Annotated in this window: 14 protein-coding genes; 11 read left to right on the top strand and 3 right to left on the bottom strand. The window is 57.2% G+C overall.

Features of this window, described 5'->3' with window-relative positions; genetic code table 11:
- Nucleotides 1–14: 14 nt before the first annotated feature.
- From E0E20_RS09045 to E0E20_RS09020, 6 genes are all read left to right on the top strand, one after another.
- Nucleotides 15–365 carry a sodium:proton antiporter gene (locus E0E20_RS09045; protein ID WP_130837890.1) on the top strand — a complete coding sequence of 117 codons (351 nt, stop codon included), beginning with the start codon at nucleotides 15–17 and terminating at the stop codon, nucleotides 363–365.
- Nucleotides 362–2,347 (top strand): proton-conducting transporter transmembrane domain-containing protein, encoded by a 1,986-nt coding sequence (locus tag E0E20_RS09040; RefSeq protein WP_130837889.1) that lies wholly within the window; start codon nucleotides 362–364, stop codon nucleotides 2,345–2,347. The genes E0E20_RS09045 and E0E20_RS09040 overlap by 4 nt, the downstream gene beginning before the upstream one ends.
- 22 nt (nucleotides 2,348–2,369) lie before the next feature.
- Nucleotides 2,370–3,326, top strand: a complete 957-nt coding sequence (locus E0E20_RS09035) for a respiratory chain complex I subunit 1 family protein (RefSeq protein WP_130837888.1) — start codon at nucleotides 2,370–2,372, stop codon at nucleotides 3,324–3,326.
- A gap of 169 nt (nucleotides 3,327–3,495) precedes the next feature.
- Nucleotides 3,496–3,942 carry an NADH-quinone oxidoreductase subunit B family protein gene (locus E0E20_RS09030; protein ID WP_130837887.1) on the top strand — a complete coding sequence of 149 codons (447 nt, stop codon included), beginning with the start codon at nucleotides 3,496–3,498 and terminating at the stop codon, nucleotides 3,940–3,942.
- Between the two features lie 22 nt (nucleotides 3,943–3,964).
- Nucleotides 3,965–4,435, top strand: coding sequence for a 4Fe-4S binding protein (locus E0E20_RS09025; RefSeq protein ID WP_130837886.1), 471 nt, complete (start codon nucleotides 3,965–3,967; stop codon nucleotides 4,433–4,435).
- Nucleotides 4,436–4,437: 2 nt separating this feature from the next.
- Nucleotides 4,438–4,821, top strand: coding sequence for an NADH-quinone oxidoreductase subunit C (locus tag E0E20_RS09020; RefSeq protein WP_130837885.1), 384 nt, complete (start codon nucleotides 4,438–4,440; stop codon nucleotides 4,819–4,821).
- 99 nt (nucleotides 4,822–4,920) lie between these two features.
- On the opposite strand, the gene ftsH is transcribed toward E0E20_RS09020, so the two are convergent.
- Nucleotides 4,921–6,786, bottom strand: coding sequence for an ATP-dependent zinc metalloprotease FtsH (ftsH, locus tag E0E20_RS09015; RefSeq protein ID WP_130837884.1), 1,866 nt, complete (start codon nucleotides 6,784–6,786; stop codon nucleotides 4,921–4,923).
- Between the two features lie 163 nt (nucleotides 6,787–6,949).
- On the opposite strand from ftsH, the gene E0E20_RS09010 reads away from it, so the two are divergent.
- The gene (locus tag E0E20_RS09010) at nucleotides 6,950–8,314 is read left to right on the top strand and encodes an MATE family efflux transporter (RefSeq protein ID WP_130837883.1); all 1,365 of its coding nucleotides are present in this window, start codon (nucleotides 6,950–6,952) and stop codon (nucleotides 8,312–8,314) included.
- A gap of 71 nt (nucleotides 8,315–8,385) precedes the next feature.
- Here E0E20_RS09010 and E0E20_RS09005 read toward each other — a convergent pair whose 3' ends face one another.
- Nucleotides 8,386–11,148: a transglycosylase domain-containing protein gene (locus tag E0E20_RS09005; protein WP_130837882.1), complete on the bottom strand. Its 2,763-nt coding sequence runs from the start codon at nucleotides 11,146–11,148 to the stop codon at nucleotides 8,386–8,388.
- Between the two features lie 96 nt (nucleotides 11,149–11,244).
- Between E0E20_RS09005 and E0E20_RS09000 the strand changes: the two genes are divergently transcribed.
- Together E0E20_RS09000 and mgtE are read left to right on the top strand one after the other, a co-directional pair.
- Nucleotides 11,245–11,934 (top strand): IMPACT family protein, encoded by a 690-nt coding sequence (locus tag E0E20_RS09000; RefSeq protein WP_130837881.1) that lies wholly within the window; start codon nucleotides 11,245–11,247, stop codon nucleotides 11,932–11,934.
- A 161-nt stretch (nucleotides 11,935–12,095) separates the two neighbouring features.
- Entirely contained in the window at nucleotides 12,096–13,454 is a 1,359-nt protein-coding gene (gene mgtE / locus E0E20_RS08995) for a magnesium transporter (protein ID WP_130837880.1), read from the top strand.
- A 7-nt stretch (nucleotides 13,455–13,461) separates the two neighbouring features.
- Here mgtE and E0E20_RS08990 read toward each other — a convergent pair whose 3' ends face one another.
- Nucleotides 13,462–13,977 (bottom strand): hypothetical protein, encoded by a 516-nt coding sequence (locus tag E0E20_RS08990; RefSeq protein ID WP_130837879.1) that lies wholly within the window; start codon nucleotides 13,975–13,977, stop codon nucleotides 13,462–13,464.
- Between the two features lie 320 nt (nucleotides 13,978–14,297).
- Between E0E20_RS08990 and E0E20_RS08985 the strand changes: the two genes are divergently transcribed.
- Both E0E20_RS08985 and recG read left to right on the top strand, forming a co-directional pair.
- Complete coding sequence (locus E0E20_RS08985) at nucleotides 14,298–15,422, top strand: tyrosine-type recombinase/integrase (RefSeq protein WP_165444048.1); 1,125 nt, start codon at nucleotides 14,298–14,300, stop codon at nucleotides 15,420–15,422.
- A gap of 266 nt (nucleotides 15,423–15,688) precedes the next feature.
- A complete protein-coding gene (gene recG, locus E0E20_RS08980; protein ID WP_130837877.1) occupies nucleotides 15,689–17,797 on the top strand; it encodes an ATP-dependent DNA helicase RecG in 2,109 nt (702 codons plus the stop codon).
- Nucleotides 17,798–17,844 lie beyond the last annotated feature (47 nt).

Below are 17,844 nucleotides of genomic sequence, written 5' to 3'. Positions count from 1 at the left end.
AGCGGGGGGACATTATGATTCTGATCAACTATATCGCTGCCTTTGCCCTGATTGCGCTCGGCTTCTACTGCATGGCGGTGAAGAAAAATCTGATCAAAATATGTATCGGAATGGGAATCGCGGATTACGGCGCGAATCTTCTCATTGTCTCCGTAGGCTTCCATGACGGAGGAACCGCTCCGATTTTTACGATCGGGGAGCTGACGAGGGCCAGCTTTTTCGTTGACCCGGTGCCGCAGGCGCTGACCCTTACCTCGATTGTGATCGGGGCCTGTACGACGGCGATGACGCTGAGTCTGATTATCCGTCTGAAAGAAAAATACGGGACATTAAATTCGGATGAGATCAGGAGGCTGCGGGGATGATGGAAATGATCTACGGGCAGATCGGAGGCGCGGTCGCGCATTTTCCGATTTTTGCCGTCATATCACTGTTTCTGGGAGCTTTTCTGACGGCGCTTGTCGGGAAGCGGCGCGCGCTTCTTAGAAGAGGCATCGTGTTTGTCTCGTCGCTTGTGTCTCTTGTACTGGTTATTCTGATGATCCCTCCCGTCATGTCGGAGGGCTGGATCATCACGTACTGGATGGGAGGCTGGGAGCCGGTCGGCCAGTGGGCGATCGGCATCGGTCTGGAGGCGGATGCGCTGAGCCTGTTCTTCGCGCTGATCGTCACGGCGGCGGTGTTCACCGCGGCGCTGTATTCCTTTCCGTATATGGCGCAGGATTCTCAGCCGGAGAATTACTATACGTTATATCTGATGCTGGCAGGCTCGCTCCTCGGTCTGGTGCTGAGCGGTGATCTCTTTAATATTTTTGTCATGATCGAAATTATGACCATGACGGCCGTCGCATTGACGGCGTTCCGCGTTGACTATGACGGGGCGCTGGAGGGGGCGATAAAGTATATGATCGTCGGCTCCATCGGCTCCTCGGCGGTGCTGGTGGGGATTGCCATCCTTTATTCCCAGCTCCATACGCTGAATCTGGCGCAGCTTGCGCTCCGGCTTCCGGAGGCGAACAGTCCGGCGACGGCGGCCGCGTTTGCGTTCCTGTTTGTCGGCTTCGGCTCCAAGGCGTTTCTGTTCCCGTTCCATCCTCTGGCGGCGGATGCCCATGCGGTGGCTCCCGCCTCCATTTCCATGATCATTTCGGGCGTGATCACCAAGTGCGGCGTATACGGAATCATCCGTCTGTGCTATGTGCTCTGGCAGAATATGTCCCTGCCGGCGGTTTCGACGGCGGTTACACTGATCGGGGCGGTGAGCTGCTTCATCTGTGTGACCATGGCGTTTAATCAGCACAATTTTAAGCGTTTGCTGGCGTTTCATTCAATTTCGCAGATCGGCTATGTGATTGCGGCTGTCGGCCTTGGATCGTTCTTCGGTCTGGAGGCGGGACTTTTTCATGCCATGAACCACACCATCTTCAAGGGACTGCTGTTCCTTGCGGCGGGCGCGGTGCAGCACGCCGCAGGGACGCTGGATCTCGACCGGCTGGGCGGTCTTGCGCGCAAAATGCCCCGTACGTTTCTGCTGTTTCTGATCGGCGCGGCGGCGATCAGCGGACTGCCGCCGTTCAATGGCTTTGCTTCCAAATGGATGATATATCAGTCGGTGTTTGAGAAAGCGGAGGAATCCGGAAATCCCGTGTTTATTCTTGTTCTTGTCCTCTGTCTGCTCTCCTCGGTGCTCACGCTGGCGTCCTTTGTGAAAGTCACACAGAGCGTCTTTTTCGGACCGTGCAGGCCGGAGTACGCGGAGCTGCGGGACGTGTCCGCAGCCATGCGCGTTCCCATGTGGATTCTGGCAACGCTCTGCGTGATCACGGGACTTTTCCCCGGAGCGGTGAGAAATATTCTGCTCGCGCCCGCTGCGGCGGCTGCCGGCAATCCGGCGGCCTATATTGACGCGGTGTTCGGAGTGGGAACGGCGGCCGGAGCGCATATTCCGGAGGCGGCGAAAGCATCGGAGACGCTGATCGGCTGCTGGGAGCCGCTTTCGTGGCTGTGGCTTTTGCTGACGGTGACCTGTGCGGTCTGCTTTGTGATGGTGCTGGGCGGCCGGCCCTTTGGACGGACCGTGCAGGCAGACGATGCAGAGGAGCGCAGGCAGGCTTCCGAAAAGCTGTTTGCGGGACTTCCGGATCCGAAGTATGAGAGCTTTTTCTCGGGAGAAAAGGCGGAGTTTTCTCATGTCGGCGGATCGGATCTCTTCTGGGGCTTCAAGTACAGCCTGCGCCGCTACTTCTCTTATATGAGACGATGGCACAGCGGCAATGTGAACGATTATACGAGATACGGCATCGCGGCGCTCGCTTTTATGCTCGCCTTTGCGGTGCTGTGCCTCTGATGCCGGACGGGAGATAGCAGTCATGGATTTTCTGATGCTTGCAGTTCAAATTCTTGTTTTCCCCGGTCTCCTGTTTATGACCGCAATGGGAGTGCTCCTTACGGGTCTCGGCGGCAAGCTGGTGGCCCGCCTGCAGAACCGTGTGGGCCCGCCGGTACTTCAGCCGTGGTACGATATCCTGAAATGCTTCGGGAAAGAGATGATCGTGCCGGAGCACGCCGGGAGGGCGGTGTATATCGGTGCGCCGGTGCTGGGCTTTGCCGTACTGTGCACGGCGGGCTTCTTCATCCCGATGGGCGGCAGGGCCGTATTCTCCGGGACGGCGGATGTTATTGTCGTCCTGTATCTCCTGACATTCTGCAGCGTCATGGCAATGGCCGGCGCGGCATCGACGGGCTCCCCTTTTGCCGGGGTGGGCGTTTCGCGCGAGATGGTTGCCATGATCTCCTATGAGCTGCCGTTTGTGCTGATTCTCCTTGCCGTGGGGAAGCTCGCGGGCTCGGATACGGGCGGCGTGACCTTTTCCCTGCAGAGCATTGCGGAGTGGCAGAGGATTCACGGACCGGTGCTGTTTCATTGGAGTATGATTCCCGCGGCGATCGCCATGCTCTTTGTCATCTCCTGTGAGGCAGGGCTCCATCCGTTTGATGTGGCCGAGGCCGAGACGGAGATCTGCGAGGGACTGCTGGCGGAATACAGCGGGCTTCCTCTGGCGTTTTACCGGCTGACGCACTGCGTAAGGCTGTTTATCATGACGGCTCTGTTTGCCGCTCTGTTCCTCGGAGGACTGGCGGCAGGAAACGATGGCCTCGCTGTCCTTTTGCTGGTGGCTGTCTGCATTGTGCTCACGTTCCTATGCATGGCGCTGCCGCACGGAATCTGTGCCCGCCTGCGCGTAGAGCAGCTGTTCCGTTTTTACTGGACCGTTGTGACAGGGCTTGCACTGGTCAGCCTTGTGCTGGTCTGGTTCGGCCTCTGATTCTGACGGAGAGAAAAGAGAGTTAGTGTAAAAAATCATGCTGATGCGCTGATTTTTTACACTGCTATTTGTGCCGAAGCCCAAATAGCCTCTGATCGCAGCCGTAAAACCGCCTGCGCGGATTTTACGGCGCGTGCCTCGCACAAAGTGCTTCGGCATGGTGATTCCTATGTTTCAGAAATGGATTGACAGCAGTATGAAGAAAAGCCCGTGGATCTTTCATATCAATGCGGGCTCGTGCAACGGGTGCGATATCGAGCTGGTTTCTGTTCTCACGCCGCGCTACGACGCGGAGCGCTTCGGATTCCGGCTCACCGGCTCGCCGAGGCAGGCGGATATTGTGGTGGTCAGCGGACCGATCACGATGCAGAGCCGTGAAAGGCTGGTCAGAACGCTGGCACAGGTGCCGGAACCGTTCTGTGTGGTGAGTCTGGGCTCCTGCCCCCGTTCCGGGAATGTATTCAAAGGGAGCTATGCGATCGACGGACCGCTGGAGAAGTGGACGCATGTGGATGTATCGGTGGGCGGCTGCACGCCGAAGCCGGAAGCGATCATTGCGGCGCTGGCACAGGCGGCGGAGCTTCTTGAGAAAAAACGCAGCCGGATGCACGGCTGACGATGGCGGAGGATGTACGCTTATGTTACCTTATTTTGGTGAGGCGATCAGAAATCTGTTCAAAAAACCGGCGACGGAACGATTTCCCGGCAGCGCGGCGCCGAAAGCGGCAGAGTGCTATCGGGGGCGGCTTTCCTATGACCCGACAAAGTGTGTTAACTGCGGAATGTGCATCCGGGTGTGTGCCCCGCAGTGCATGACCCGCACCATCCGGGAGATCGACGGGGAGACGCAGGAGATCACGTTCACCTTTGATATGACAAGCTGCACATTCTGCGGCATGTGTGCGGATTTCTGCTCGCAGCATTCCATTGTTATGACGGATGATTATATGATGGTCAGCAGCGATCCCAAGGACTTTCTCGTGACGGGGAGCTTTCAGAAAAAGAAGCCTGCCGCTCCCAAATTTACGCCGGAGCAGCTTGCTGCGATGAAAGCGGCGGCAGAGGCGAAGAAAAAGGCTGCGGCGGAGAAGCAGGAGGAAAAGGTCTGAATATGCAGAAGACGGAGATTGTGCAGATTACGAAAGAAGAGATCCGGGAAATCGCCGCGAAGATGAGGGGGGAAAACCGTCTCCTCGTTATGATTCACGCGTTTCTTGAAAAAGACGGAACGCCGGTCGTGATGTACGATTACAGCGAGGGACCGACGATTCGTGAATATGAGGTGAGAGGGGAGTCTGTGCTCCCCAGCATTTCCGACATCTACGATCAGGCGGCGGCATGGCCGGAGCGGGAGATCGGCGAGCTGATGGACATTGCATTCGAGGGTCTGGATACCAGCGAGCGCCTCTTTCTTCCCGATAATCTTCTGGACGGAAAGGGACAGATTCTGGTCACGTCGATGGAGGAATTAAAAAAGAAGAACGGCAATCTGTGATCGCACCATAAGTATTTATAAAGGGAGTATTCATAAAAGCAGAAGAAAACCGGCGGCTGTCTGAAAGCGGACAGTCTGCCGGTTTTTCTTCGCTGCGGCTCAGGACGCTGTAGCTGCGTCGGGAGAAGCGTTCTCCGATTTGCCCTCTTCATGGCGGTTCAGAATCTTCATGAATTCTTCGCCGGTGATGGTCTCACGGGAATAGAGATGCTTTGCAAGCTCGTCAAGCTTTGCGCGGTTCCTTGTCAGAAGCTCCGTCGCCTTTCCATGCTGCCGCCGGATCAGCGTCTCGACCTGTCTGTCGACCTCGTTGACGGTTTCCGCGCCGCAGACGAGGGTGGTATCTCCGCCTAGATACTGATTATTCACCGTCTCCAGTGCCATCATGTCGAAGTTTTTGCTCATGCCGTAGCGCGTGATCATGGAGCGGGCGATTCTTGTGGCCTGCTCGATATCGTTGGAGGCTCCGGTGGTAATTGTGCCGAAGACCAGCTCCTCGGCGGCTCTTCCTCCCGTGAGCGTTGCGATCTTGTTTTCCAGCTCCTCCCGGCTCATCAGATAATGGTTGCCCTCATCCACCTGCATGGTATAGCCCAGAGCACCGCTGGTGCGGGGGATGATGGTGATCTTGGTGACGGGGGCCGAGTCGGTTTGCATCGCTGCGACCAGCGCGTGACCGATTTCATGGTAGGCGACCGTCCATTTTTCCTTATCGGTGAGTATCGCATTTTTCTTCTGGTATCCGGCGATGACGACCTCGATGCTGTCTTCCATATCCGCTTCGTTTGCAAAGCGTCTTCCGCTTCGAACGGCGCGCAGGGCAGCCTCGTTGACGATGTTGGCGAGCTCCGCGCCGGACGCGCCGGAGGCCATGCGGGCGACTTTTTCAAAGTCGATGTCGTCAGAGATGCGGATTTTCTTTGCGTGGACTTTCAGGATATCAATCCGTCCCTGCAGATCCGGGAGCTCGACGGGAACCCGGCGGTCGAAGCGGCCCGGACGGGTCAGCGCGGGATCCAGAGATTCCGGACGGTTGGTGGCGGCAAGAATGATCACACCGTTGTTGCTCTCAAAGCCGTCCATTTCTGTCAGAAGCTGGTTCAGCGTCTGTTCACGCTCGTCGTTTCCTCCGAATGCGCCGCCGTCTCTCTTTTTGCCGATGGCGTCGATTTCATCAATGAAGACGATGCAGGGGGCTTTCTCCTTGGCCTGCCGGAACAGGTCGCGGACCTTGGAAGCGCCCATGCCCACGAACATTTCGACAAACTCCGAGCCGGACATGGAAAAGAACGGGACGGCAGCCTCGCCGGCTACGGCCTTGGCCAGCATGGTTTTGCCGGTTCCGGGAGGGCCGACAAGCAGTATGCCCTTGGGCATGCGCGCGCCGATTTCCTGATACTGGGAGGGGTTTTTCAGGTAGTTCACAATTTCCGTCAGGTTTTCCTTGGCCTCCTCCTCACCGGCGACATCCGCAAAGCGGATGCCGTCAGAGGAATGCACATAGATCTTGGCATTGGACTTTCCCATTCCGAACATCAGTGAGTTCGGGCCGCCCTCCCGGCTCATCAGGCGGTTGGAGAGCCAGCGGCCGAGCAGCCAGAAAATAAGGATCGGCAGAATCCATGAGAAGAGAAACGTCACGATCGGCGAGACATCCTCGTATATTTTGCTTGAAAAATGTGCGCCGGAGGCGTACAGCCGCTCGACCAGCTCCGGATCCTCAATGGCGCCGGTGCGGTAGAGGCGGGTGTCATCGGCGTTGGTAAACAGGATTTCATCGCCGTCTATCTGCACGCTTCCGATCTGCCGGTTTTCCGTCATGGACATGAATGTGGCGTAGTCCACATCCTGCACAGTCATTTTGCGGACCCGGGGAAGCATGAACAGATTCATGACAAGAATGAGCATGGCCGCGATTGTTGCATAAAACATGAGTGGTTTTTTCGGTGGCTTTACTTCGTTCATTTTCGTACTCCTTTCTGATGATTGTAGCGCAGTTTTTTCGGAGTTGTGTTTCCAATTTGTGATTTATTTATAAAAAAGAAATGAAATGTGATGACGCAAAGCCCGGAAAACATGCTATGATCTTGCACGTGCCGAACGCAGCGGGTGCGGCACGGGGGTGAATATGACGGAGACAGCGCAGGAAAAGAACGCCATCATAACAGGAACGATCTGGAAGCAGCTTCTGCTGTTTTTCTTTCCGCTTCTGGGAGGAACGTTCTTTCAGATACTTTATAATACGGTCGATGCGATCGTGGTCGGGCGTTTTGTCGGAAAAGAGGCGCTCTCCGCGGTGGGAGGCTCTACCGGGATTCTGATCAGTCTGTTTGTTGGGCTTTTTGTGGGAATTTCCGCCGGCTCATCGGTCGTTGTGGCTCAGTTTGTCGGAGCCGGACGGAGAGAAGAGGTGCACCGGGCCGTGCACACATCAATGGCGCTTGCGCTGATCGGGGGCGTGGTGCTGAATGTGACGCTTCTTCTCTTTTCGGAAACCATGCTCCGCGCCATGGGGACGCCGGAGGACATCGCCGGCCTTTCCCTCCTGTATATGCGGATTTATGCCTGCGGAATGCTCGGCAATATGATCTACAATTTCGGCGCATCCATTCTTCGCGGGGCAGGAAATTCCAAAGCGCCGTTCTGCTTTCTGGTGGCGGGAGCCCTGGCGAACATCATTCTTGATCTGGTGACCGTCATGATTTTCCATATGGGTGTGTGGGGTGTCGCTCTGGCGACGATACTGTCCCAGTATGTGAGCGCCGCGGCAACGCTTTTTTACATGATCCGTTCAAAGGAAATTTACCGTCTGGAGCTGCGCAGAATCCGCGTGGAGAGAGAATATTTCATAAGAATTTTCCGGATCGGCGTTCCGGCGGCGCTGCGGTCGCTGATGTACAGCTTTTCCAATGTTCTGATTCAGCGCTGCATCAACGGATTCGGCACGGATACGGTTGCAGCGTGGACGGTCTGGGAAAGAATCGATGCGATCTACTGGATGATCATCAATTCACTGGGCATTGCAGTCACGACTTTTATCGGACAGAACTACGGGGCGGGAAGATATGACCGGGTCAGAAGATGTGTGAGAGAGGGGATGGTGATCTCCGCAGGCTTTACATTTTTCATGATTGCCGTATTTCTGACGCAGAAAGAACCGTTTCTCCACCTGTTTACCGGCGATCCCGCCGTCATGGAGATCGGGAGAGAGGTCATTGAATTCATGGCGCCGATGCTGATCGCGTACATCAGCATTGAGATTCTGTCCAGCTCGCTGCAGGGGATGGGCGCGGTGGTCATACCGACGATCATTACCATAGGGGGCGTCTGCCTGCTGCGTATCGTCTGGATTTACACCGTGGTGCCGCGATGGCAGGGGCTTCACACCATTTTGTACAGCTATCCGTTCTCATGGCTGGTCTCGTCGGCTGCGTTCTGGATCTATTATGAATATTTTGTGAGGAAAAAAAGGATTTACAGCGCCCGTGGATGAAATCAATGAATGTGATTTCCGGTATTCGGCCCTTTTTCACCGATTCCTCCTTTTTATCTGGCTTGTTTTGATTACTGTCCGGGAACAGCAGAACCGCCGGAGGCAGCCGCTGCTGCAGCTGCGGCCGCCTGAACGGCGGCAGCGGCGTTATAGGCCTCTGCGGCGGTCTGCACCTGCTGCTGCGCGGCGGAGATCGCAGCGGCGTCCCCTCCCTGCTGCGCGGCGACCAGCGCAGACTGTGCCTGAGCGAGCGCATCCGCCGCGGCCTGAAGTCGGGCGTTGGCATCGCCTATGGAGGCTGCCAGATGTCGCTGGCTGAGCTCCTGCTGCTGCTGTGCGGCGGTGGCCTGCCCCTCGGGGGTCGCCATAAAGGCCGCTGTATGCTCACAGCGCTGCCCGACGGACTCGGGCGGGACGCTGAGAACGCCCTGCACGGCGAAAGGACAGCCGTCGGCCGCGGGGAGACCGGAATATTCGCAGATCATTCCCTGATAGTGAATGTTGCATGTCTGTGTGGGCAGAGTGTCCTTGTCAAAATATTCCTGTCCGAGCGTAGCGTCGCACAGGCCGGCCACGGGGAGAAGCCCCGAGGCGGTGCAGATGGTCTGCCGCACAATGCCCTCCGGCATCGCAAACTGCCGCGCGGGTAATTCTGCGTGAATCTGTGCCATGCAGTTTTTCCAGATCGTCTGGGCAAGCGCCTTTTCAGTGGAGGAGCTGAGCTTGGTGTTGTCGTCAAAGCCGGCCCAGCAGGAGGCGGTATAATAATCGGTGTAGCCGCAGAACCATACGTCATTGTAGTCGGAGGTGGTTCCGGTCTTGCCCGCGATGGCGGTCGTCCCGAAATTGACGCGGGTTCCGGTACCTTTTGTGACGACGTCCTCCATGGCGGAGGTGAGGAGCCATGCCGTTGTCTCCTTAAGAACGCGGCGGGTCTCGCCCTCCGTATTGTCAAGAATCACCTTGCCGTCGTGATCCGTGATTTTTATGTAGAGCTTCGGCTTGATATATATGCCGCCGTTTGCGATGGTGGCGTAGGCGCCGTTCAGCTCGATATTCTTTACGCCGTTCGTGATGCCGCCGAGGGAGAGCGACAGATTGTTGTCCGAATAATACACGCCGTTGATGGTTTCACCCTCTACGAGCGTGGTGATGCCTAAGTTTTTGAGATAGTCGATGCCGAGCTGCGGCGTGATCTCCTTGAGCGTTTTGACGGCGACGATGTTCATGGAATTCTGGATTCCGACGCGAAGAGAGGAAAGTCCGCGGTAGGCTTCGCCGTACCAGTTGCGCACCGGCGTTCCGTTGTCGTAGGAAAACGGCGCGTCGTCCTGCGTAGTGGCCAGCGTCATGCCGGCGCTGTCGAGAGCGGGGGCATAGGTGGAGACTACCTTGAACGTAGAACCGGGCTGCCGCATCGTGTCGGTCGCGCGGTTCAGGGTGCGGTTGGCCAGCTTCGCGCCGCGCCCGCCGACCATGGCGACGACGGCTCCGGTGTGCTGGTCTTCGATGGTCAGAGAAATCTGCGGCTGGGGCGTGAGAGATCGGGATTCGCCCTGCACCTCGCCGTCCCCGACAACGGCCTCGCGGAACTGTGCGGCGGCCTCGTCGGCGGAGCTTTCATCAGGGAAAAGGAGGCTTCGGCTGATGTTGTTCTGCCGGAGCCAGTCCTCGAACATTTCCGAACTGTAATTGGTGATCTCGCCGTCTGCAGACCGGACGGTGAGCTGATAGCTCATGAGATAACGGGTGCCCTCGGGGTAATTTTCCGGATTGGAGGTCACTTCATCGCAGATTGCCTGTATGGCGGGATCCTGCGTGGAGTAGATGTTGAGTCCTCCGGAATAGAGGAGTGTATAAGCCTGCGTTTCGGTATAGCCCGCCGCCATCAGATCCTCCAGAATCTGGTTGGTCAAGGCGTCGACAAAGTAGGAGTTCACCTCGGTGTCATCCGTCTCGACGTCGACGATCTGAATGCGGTCGTATACGTTGTCATCCGAGGCCTTGCGGTATTCTTCGTCGGTGATGAAGCCGAGCTTCAGCATGCTGCCGAGAACCATTGCGCGCCGTTCGGCGTTTTTTTCAGGGTAGACAATCGGATCGTAGCGGGTGGGGTTCTGCGTGATGCCGGCAATGACGGCGGATTCCGAAAGAGAAAGCTCGCTGACGGATTTGCCGAAATACCGGAGAGAGGCAGCCTGAATGCCGAGCGTGCTGTGCCCTAAGTTGATGGTGTTCATATAATTGAGCAGAATATCGGCCTTGCTCATCTTTTTCTCAAGCTCGATGGCAAGATACTGCTCCTGAATCTTGCGGCGGACGCTCTCCGCAAAGGTTTCGCTCGTCCAGCTGGTGAACACGTTGTTTTTGAGAAGCTGCTGCGTGATTGTGGAGGCTCCCTCGGAAAAATTCCCGGAGGTCAGTCCCTTGACGCCGGCGCGGAGAATGCCCTGAATGTCGACGCCGCGGTGTTCATAGAAGCGTTCATCCTCGATGGCGACAAAGGCATTGCACAGATCCTTGGGAACCATATCCATGGTGACGGGAATGCGGTTCGAGTCGGTGGAGACCAGCTTGGCGGTCTGATTGCCCTCGCTGTCATAGACAAAGGTGGAAAAGCCGCTGGGCGTCACGTCGATATTGCCGATGTCCGGAGCGGTGTCGATAATGGCCCGGAAAGCGCCAACGCCGATGGCGAGAACCATGACGGCGGCCGCTCCGAGGCTGATGAGGAGGAGCTGCACCACGCTGAGCGCTATCTTACGGGAACGCTTGCGGGAGCGGGAGGCCAGCTCCTTTTTTGTTTTCTCGATACTCGATTTGCCGTAGTTCATATATACTGTGGTTATATCCTTTCGGAAACGAAGATTCGGTTCGTTTGGTGCAAATATGTACAGCTCATTATATCATAAAACAGCAGAGGAAAATGTATGGCGGAAAAACAGGACGGGGCGCTGCGGGAGGAGCAGCGCAGAGACTATCGGACAATCGGCGCGGAAGGAACGGGGGCGTATGCGGAAAAAAAGTCCCGTTTTCTGGCCAGAGCCCTGCATGTGAGCTGCGAAGAGGAGGTGTCTGTCGCGCTCGCAGAGGAGAAGAAACGCTATTATGATGCAAAGCATCACTGCTCGGCATGGATCACCGGCACGGGCGGGGCACCCCGCACCGAGCGCGCGTCAGACGACGGGGAGCCCTCCGGGACAGCGGGGAACCCGATGCTCGAACTCCTGAAAGGAAACGATCTGACGGACTGCATGGTGATTGTGACGCGCTATTTCGGAGGGACGCTCCTTGGAACCGGCGGGCTGATGCGCGCCTATACCGCGGCGGCAAAGGCGGCTCTTGCGCAGGCGCAGATTGTCAGAATGTGCGCCTGCGATGTGCTCGGGCTCCGTATCGGCTACCGCCAGCTTGACCGCATCCTTTTCTGGCTGTCGCGGGAGAGGCTGTCTTTTGAGGAGCCGGTGTATGCCGAGCAGATATCGCTGCGCCTTACCGTTCCCTGTGCCGAAACGGAGAAACGGAGAAGAGAGCTGGAGGAGCTCACCGCGGGAAAGGCGGAGATTGCGGTGGAGGAAAGCGGCTTTTTTTCCATTGACAATGAATTTTCCGTGGGGTAAGGTAAGTTGAAAATTGCGTTTGTGCGGAGAGATGCAGAACGCGGGCCGGAAGCGTGAAAGGAGGTGGTTTTTATGGAAAGTACGGGCATGCACAGCAGCGATAACCCTCTGCCGCGATTGTGCCGCAGCATGAAAACCACATCAGAGAGAGGAGCGCTTCCATGGAGGAAGAGAAAAACACGCCCGAGGAGCTGAGAGAGCTTCTCGACAGCAAGCAGTACACAAGGCTTCGTCAGACTCTGGAGGACATGAACGATGCGGATATTGCGGCGATCATGGACGAGATGGAGGACGAGGATTCGCTTAAGATGTTCCGTCTGCTGCCCAAGGATATGGCGGCGGACGTGTTTGCCCAGCTTCAGCTGGAGGGGCAGCAGTATATTATCACGGCGCTGTCGGAGAAAGAGGCGTCCAGCGTCATAGACAATCTGATGGCCGACGACGCGACGGATCTTCTGGAGGAAATGCCGGCCAACGTCGTGAAGCGGATTCTGAGCAACGCCAAGCCGGAGACCCGCGCGGATATCAATCGCCTGATGCGTTATCCGGAGTATTCGGCCGGCAGCATCATGACGGTCGAATATGTGGACCTCAAAGAGGAAATGACGGTAGAGGATGCGATCGGCCGCATCCGCAGGATCGGGCTCGACTCGGAGACCGTCAATATCTGCTATGTTCTTGACAAGCAGCGCGTGCTCTGCGGCACGGTCGCGCTGCGTTACCTTCTGATCCGCGACAAGGATGATCTGATCGGCGATTTCATGAACGAAAACGTGATCAGCATCAATACGATGACCGATCAGGAAGAAGCGGCGCAAGTATTCAAGAAGTACGATTTCACCGCGATGCCGGTTGTGGACAATGAAAGGCGGATGGTTGGCATCATCACGATCGACGACGTCGTCGACATCATCGACGAGGAGGCGACGGAAGATATTGAGAAGATGGCCGCGATCATTCCGACCGAGAAGCCGTATTTCCGCGTGAGCGTCTGGGAAACCTACGCAAAGCGGATGCCGTGGCTCCTGTTCCTCATGATTTCCGCGACTTTTACGGGGCAGATCATCACGCGCTATGAGAGTGCGCTCGCTTCGTACGTGATTCTGACGGCTTATATTCCGATGCTGATGGATTCCGGCGGAAATGCAGGCTCGCAGGCGAGCGTCTCCATCATCCGCGGAATGTCTCTGCATGAAATCGAGTTCAAGAATTTCTTCCGCGTGCTGTGGAAAGAGTCGCGGGTAGCGCTGATGTGCGGCGCGTCCATGGCGGCGGTCAACTTTCTGAAGCTCCTCGCGGTGGACCGGATCGGCGTGGAGCTGGCGGCGATTGTCTGCGTCACGCTGGTGTTTGTTATTTTTGTAGCCAAGAGCATCGGCTGCATGCTCCCCATGCTGGCGAAACGGATCGGCTTCGACCCGGCGGTCATGGCAAGTCCTCTGCTGACGACGATCGTGGATGCAGTTTCTCTGACGATTTATTTCACCATCGCTACGCACGTTCTGCATATTGCGGTGTAGCGTTCGCTCAGTATTCCGGAAGCCGGATGAATTCCGGAGCGGGAAGAGCGCACAGCACGGTGTATGTTCTGCTTTTCCAGTGAAAGCGGCAGAGGAGACAGCAGTCGTCGGCAATCAGCGCGATATGGACGCCCTCTTCCGCCGGTTCGAGCGGTATGCGGAAGAACTGTCCTTTCCGGATGCGGAGCCTCGCCTCCTCGTAAAAATGAGAGACCATAGCGGCGGGAGAGGAAAAGCAGCTCTTTTTGATGTGCCAGAGATTCCGCATATGGATTTCCTCCGCGAAAGCCGTGATACAGACCGGAGGGCGGTAATTTGTGACGGCTGGAGGGAAGACCGGCGTCTTGTCTGCCTGCGGGCTGCACTCGGCGCTGAAATCACGGACGGCGTCGTCCAGCCGGCGGACGGCTCCGTTCTGTGCATCACGGGCCGCCTTTCGCAGGATGACGTGAAAGACGGGGTGCATCACATAGCGGGCCAGATCGGCGCCGATCGGTCTGCGGGTTTCTGCTCTTTCGTACATGGCAGCTCTCCTTTTCATCATGGATCAGCAAGCGATGGGTTTATATTGAGATACGCTACATTGAATCAGTTTTGCGTATATCAGAGCGGTGCAAGATGCGGAATGTGAAACGTTTCAGGATGATTCTGCCATTTATCATACGCACTGACCGCAATTTGTGCAATAAAAAATCAAAAAATCGGCAAAAATAATTGATTTTTACCTCATATTCACCGATTCTGGACCTCGGCTGTTTAACCAATATACGGGAAATGTTCCCGAAAACACATCTTGTTGATCTCCCTGAGCACAGGGCGATGCAGGAGGGTGGAAAAGCAGCGATGGATATGTATTTTTCGGAAATCATGGATCGGTGGCTTCTGTTTATTCAGACAAGGGTATCCGGGTCGACCTACTATGAGTATCACAGTGTGGTCATGCGGTATTTTTATCGCGCCATGGGGCCGCTTCCGCTCTCGGAGCTGGACGAAGCGGCGCTCATCCGTGCGCTTGATGCCCTTGCAAAAGAGCATGGTGAGCCCGGACTTTCCCCCTCTACACTGGGGCATATCGTGACCATACTCCGGCAGATTCTGCATTTTATGAAAGAAGAGAATATCGCGGATATCCCGTTGCATTACCGCGTGCACGGGGCGCACAGATCCCGGGGACGCTGCTTTGAAGCCCGGCATGTCGCGTCGATCGTCGCATTCTGCGAGGCGTCAGGAAGAGCCCGCGAATACGGCGTGGTGCTTTCGCTGTATCTGGGCCTGCGGATAGGCGAGCTCTGCGCGCTTCAGTGGAGCGATATCAGCCTCTGCCGCGGAAGCCTTTATGTCTGCAAGACCGTGAAGCGCGTGCCGGCGGATGCAGACTGCCGCAGGGCGCGCTGTGTGATCGGCCCGCCGAAGACCGAGAGCTCTTACCGGGAGGTTCCGCTGCCGGATTTCATCTGGGCGCAGCTGCGGATACTGCATGAAACGGTGCGGAGCGATGCCGCATATTTTCTGAACGGGCGCACGGACCGCTTTGTCTTTCCCCGCAGCTATGAGCAGAGCTTCAAGACATGGCTTGTAAAATGCGGGATCCCGGATATCAATGTCCATTCCATGCGGCACAGCTTTGCGACGAACTGCCTGATGACGGGCTGCGATCTCAAGACGCTGAGCGAGCTGCTCGGGCATTCAAATCCCACCGTCACCCTGAATATGTATGTGCATTCCTCCATGGAGGAAAAGAGGCAGGCTGTCAACCGCCTGCGAAAGCATAAAACAAGTGCGGAAGAAAGCAAACGGCAGGCGCATCCGGCCGGAATAAACGCGAGAAACCGCAGAAATACAGGGAAAAATAAGAATAGAGCTGTTCGCAAAACTGATTCATTCCCGTATATTTCGTTTTCTGACGCCTCGGTACGCAGGCGGTTATCCCGCCTGTCTCTATATTACATGCGCTTCGGGGCGCGCTGAATGGCAAAACGTGCTCATCCTGTTACATATCCTGCGGTCTTTTGTTTTCCGGATATTTCCGCGGAAAGCGGAGGCGCGCCGGGAACGAAGAGGCGGGAGCGCTTCGCGCTATGGTATAAGTCCGCCTGCCGGAGAACTTGCCGCCGGACGGTGCGCTGTGCTACAATGCGGGTCAGAACATATGTTTGCTTTTGCCCGCCGTTGAACATCGGGCGGGTAGGCGGCACGACTTCTGCGGTCGGTTCCGGCAGGAAAAGGGGCGGCGCATGACGGGAGAAAAAAAGAGTAAAAAAGGAACAGCGGGGGCGATTGCGCCGGACACGCCGCTCGCAGAGCTGAAAGGCGTCGGCGCAAGGACGGCGGAGCTTTTTGCCTCCGGCGGCTGGAACACGGCGGGTGAGTTGCTCCGCCATTATCCGCGAAGCTACGATTTTTTTGAAGATCCGAAACCCCTTTCGGAATGTGTGACCGGACAACTCTGCGCGGTGAAGCTGACGATACGGCAGGGCGGCTCGAGCTTTCATGCAGGGGGGCGTTCGGTGTGTTATTTCCGGGCGGGGGACGGAGAGGAGGAAATCCGTCTCAGTTATTTCAACCAGCCGTATCTTCGCAGGACGCTTTCAGCCGGCATGATCCGCATCTTCCGCGGCATTCTGAAGCAGAGCCGGAACGGGAACCGATACATGGAGCAGCCGCAGATTTACAGGCCGGAGGACTATGTGGCGCTCTCCGGATCCATGCAGCCCCGCTACGGTCTTGTGCAGGGATTGAAGAACGGACAGATCATGCGCGCGGTCTCCCGCATTCTGGAACGGATCGGGGAGGAGGGTTGGGAGGCGGATTATCTTTCGGAGGAGGAGCGGACGCGGCTTGCGCTCATGGAGGAGACGGAGGCGCTCCGGGCCATTCATTTTCCTGTGGCGGCTGCGGAGGCCGCCGCGGCGCACAGACGGCTCGCGTTCGATGAATTTTTCTTTTTTCTTCTTGCGGTTTACGGGGCGCGCGGACAGCGGGAGGAGCTCGCGAACCGCCGGCCGATGCTCGAAACGGCGGAGCCGGAGCGCCTCATCGAGCGGCTTCCCTATGCGCTGACGGCGGGGCAGAGGCAGGCGTGGCGGGAGATCCGTGACGATCTGTGCGGCGGTCATGTCATGAACCGGCTGCTGCAGGGGGACGTCGGCTCGGGAAAGACGATTCTTGCGTTCCTTGCGCTTCTCCTTACGGCTTCAAACGGCAGGCAGGGGGCACTTATGGTTCCCACGGAGGTGCTCGCACGGCAGCATATGCGCGGCATGGAGGCCATGGCGGAGGCATACGGCATTCCGTTTCATCCGGTGCTCCTTACGGGCTCTGTCAAGGGGACGGCCCGCCGCCGGGCCTATGAGGACATCGCGTCGGGTGCGGCGGGTGTGATTGTCGGGACACATGCGCTGATACAGGAAAAGCTGGTTTACCGGGACCTTGGTCTGGTGGTGACGGATGAGCAGCACCGCTTCGGCGTGCGGCAGCGGGAGAATCTTGCGGGAAAAGGGGAGGAGGTTCCCATTCTTGTGATGAGCGCGACGCCCATTCCCCGCACGCTGGCTCTTATTCTGTACGGCGATCTGCGGGTGTCCGTGCTCCGCGAGAAGCCGGACGGGCGTCTCCCGGTTAAAAACTCGGTGGTGGATGAACGCTGGCGGGGAAAGGCGTACCGCTTCATCGCCGCGCAGGTAAGAGAGGGGAGGCAGGCCTACGTGATCTGCCCGGCCATCGAGGCGGGAGAACTGGATCACGTCGCGAATGTGGAGGACTATGCGCCGGCGCTGCGAGAGGCGCTGCCTGAGGAAATTTCCGTCGGGTCGCTGCACGGAAAGATGAAGCCGTTGGAGAAAGAGCGGATCATGGAGGATTTTGCGGAGCAGCGAATCGATGTCCTCGTTTCCACGACGGTTGTGGAGGTTGGAGTCAATGTGCCGAACGCGACGGTGATGCTGGTGGAAAATGCGGAGCGCTTCGGCCTCTCGCAGCTCCATCAGCTCCGGGGCCGCGTCGGGCGGGGGGCAGAGCAGTCCTACTGCATTTTTCTGTACAGCGGCACGGGGGAAAAGCCGAAGCGCCTCGAAATTCTGGAGCATTCTACCGACGGCTTTTATATTGCGGAGGAGGATCTGCGGCTGCGCGGCCCCGGGGATGTCTTCGGCATCCGGCAAAGCGGCGAGCTGGGCTTCGAGAGCGCCGATATTTATGCGGATCAGGATGTTCTCAGGCAGGCGGCCGAGCTGGCCGAGGCGGTTCTTGGAGCCGATCCGGAGCTGAAAGAGGAGAAAAACACCGGGATCCGGCGGCGTCTCCTGCGCGATCGGGCGAAATCCATTGACTTTCGGAGTATCTGACGGCATACTGATATTTGTATTTTTATGCGGAAATTACAGGAGATCAG

Origin of the sequence: Lachnoclostridium sp. Marseille-P6806 (genome assembly GCF_900625025.1) — a bacterium.
GTDB lineage: Bacteria > Bacillota > Clostridia > Lachnospirales > Lachnospiraceae > CAG-791.
Note: the sequence above shows the minus strand (reverse complement) of the source record. Positions and strands in the feature narration are given on the sequence as shown.

Excerpts from the sequence above, each read along its gene's own strand:
- E0E20_RS09045 (WP_130837890.1), top strand. The coding sequence starts at position 15 with ATGATTCTGATCAACTATATCGCTGCCTTTGCCCTGATTGCGCTCGGC.
- E0E20_RS08990 (WP_130837879.1), bottom strand. The coding sequence starts at position 13,977 with ATGTACGAAAGAGCAGAAACCCGCAGACCGATCGGCGCCGATCTGGCC.
- recG (WP_130837877.1), top strand. The coding sequence starts at position 15,689 with ATGACGGGAGAAAAAAAGAGTAAAAAAGGAACAGCGGGGGCGATTGCG.
- E0E20_RS09005 (WP_130837882.1), bottom strand. The coding sequence starts at position 11,148 with ATGAACTACGGCAAATCGAGTATCGAGAAAACAAAAAAGGAGCTGGCC.
- E0E20_RS09000 (WP_130837881.1), top strand. The coding sequence starts at position 11,245 with ATGGCGGAAAAACAGGACGGGGCGCTGCGGGAGGAGCAGCGCAGAGAC.
- ftsH (WP_130837884.1), bottom strand. The coding sequence starts at position 6,786 with ATGAACGAAGTAAAGCCACCGAAAAAACCACTCATGTTTTATGCAACA.
- E0E20_RS09030 (WP_130837887.1), top strand. The coding sequence starts at position 3,496 with ATGTTTCAGAAATGGATTGACAGCAGTATGAAGAAAAGCCCGTGGATC.
- mgtE (WP_130837880.1), top strand. The coding sequence starts at position 12,096 with ATGGAGGAAGAGAAAAACACGCCCGAGGAGCTGAGAGAGCTTCTCGAC.
- E0E20_RS09010 (WP_130837883.1), top strand. The coding sequence starts at position 6,950 with ATGACGGAGACAGCGCAGGAAAAGAACGCCATCATAACAGGAACGATC.
- E0E20_RS09025 (WP_130837886.1), top strand. The coding sequence starts at position 3,965 with ATGTTACCTTATTTTGGTGAGGCGATCAGAAATCTGTTCAAAAAACCG.
- E0E20_RS09040 (WP_130837889.1), top strand. The coding sequence starts at position 362 with ATGATGGAAATGATCTACGGGCAGATCGGAGGCGCGGTCGCGCATTTT.
- E0E20_RS09035 (WP_130837888.1), top strand. The coding sequence starts at position 2,370 with ATGGATTTTCTGATGCTTGCAGTTCAAATTCTTGTTTTCCCCGGTCTC.
- E0E20_RS08985 (WP_165444048.1), top strand. The coding sequence starts at position 14,298 with ATGGATATGTATTTTTCGGAAATCATGGATCGGTGGCTTCTGTTTATT.
- E0E20_RS09020 (WP_130837885.1), top strand. The coding sequence starts at position 4,438 with ATGCAGAAGACGGAGATTGTGCAGATTACGAAAGAAGAGATCCGGGAA.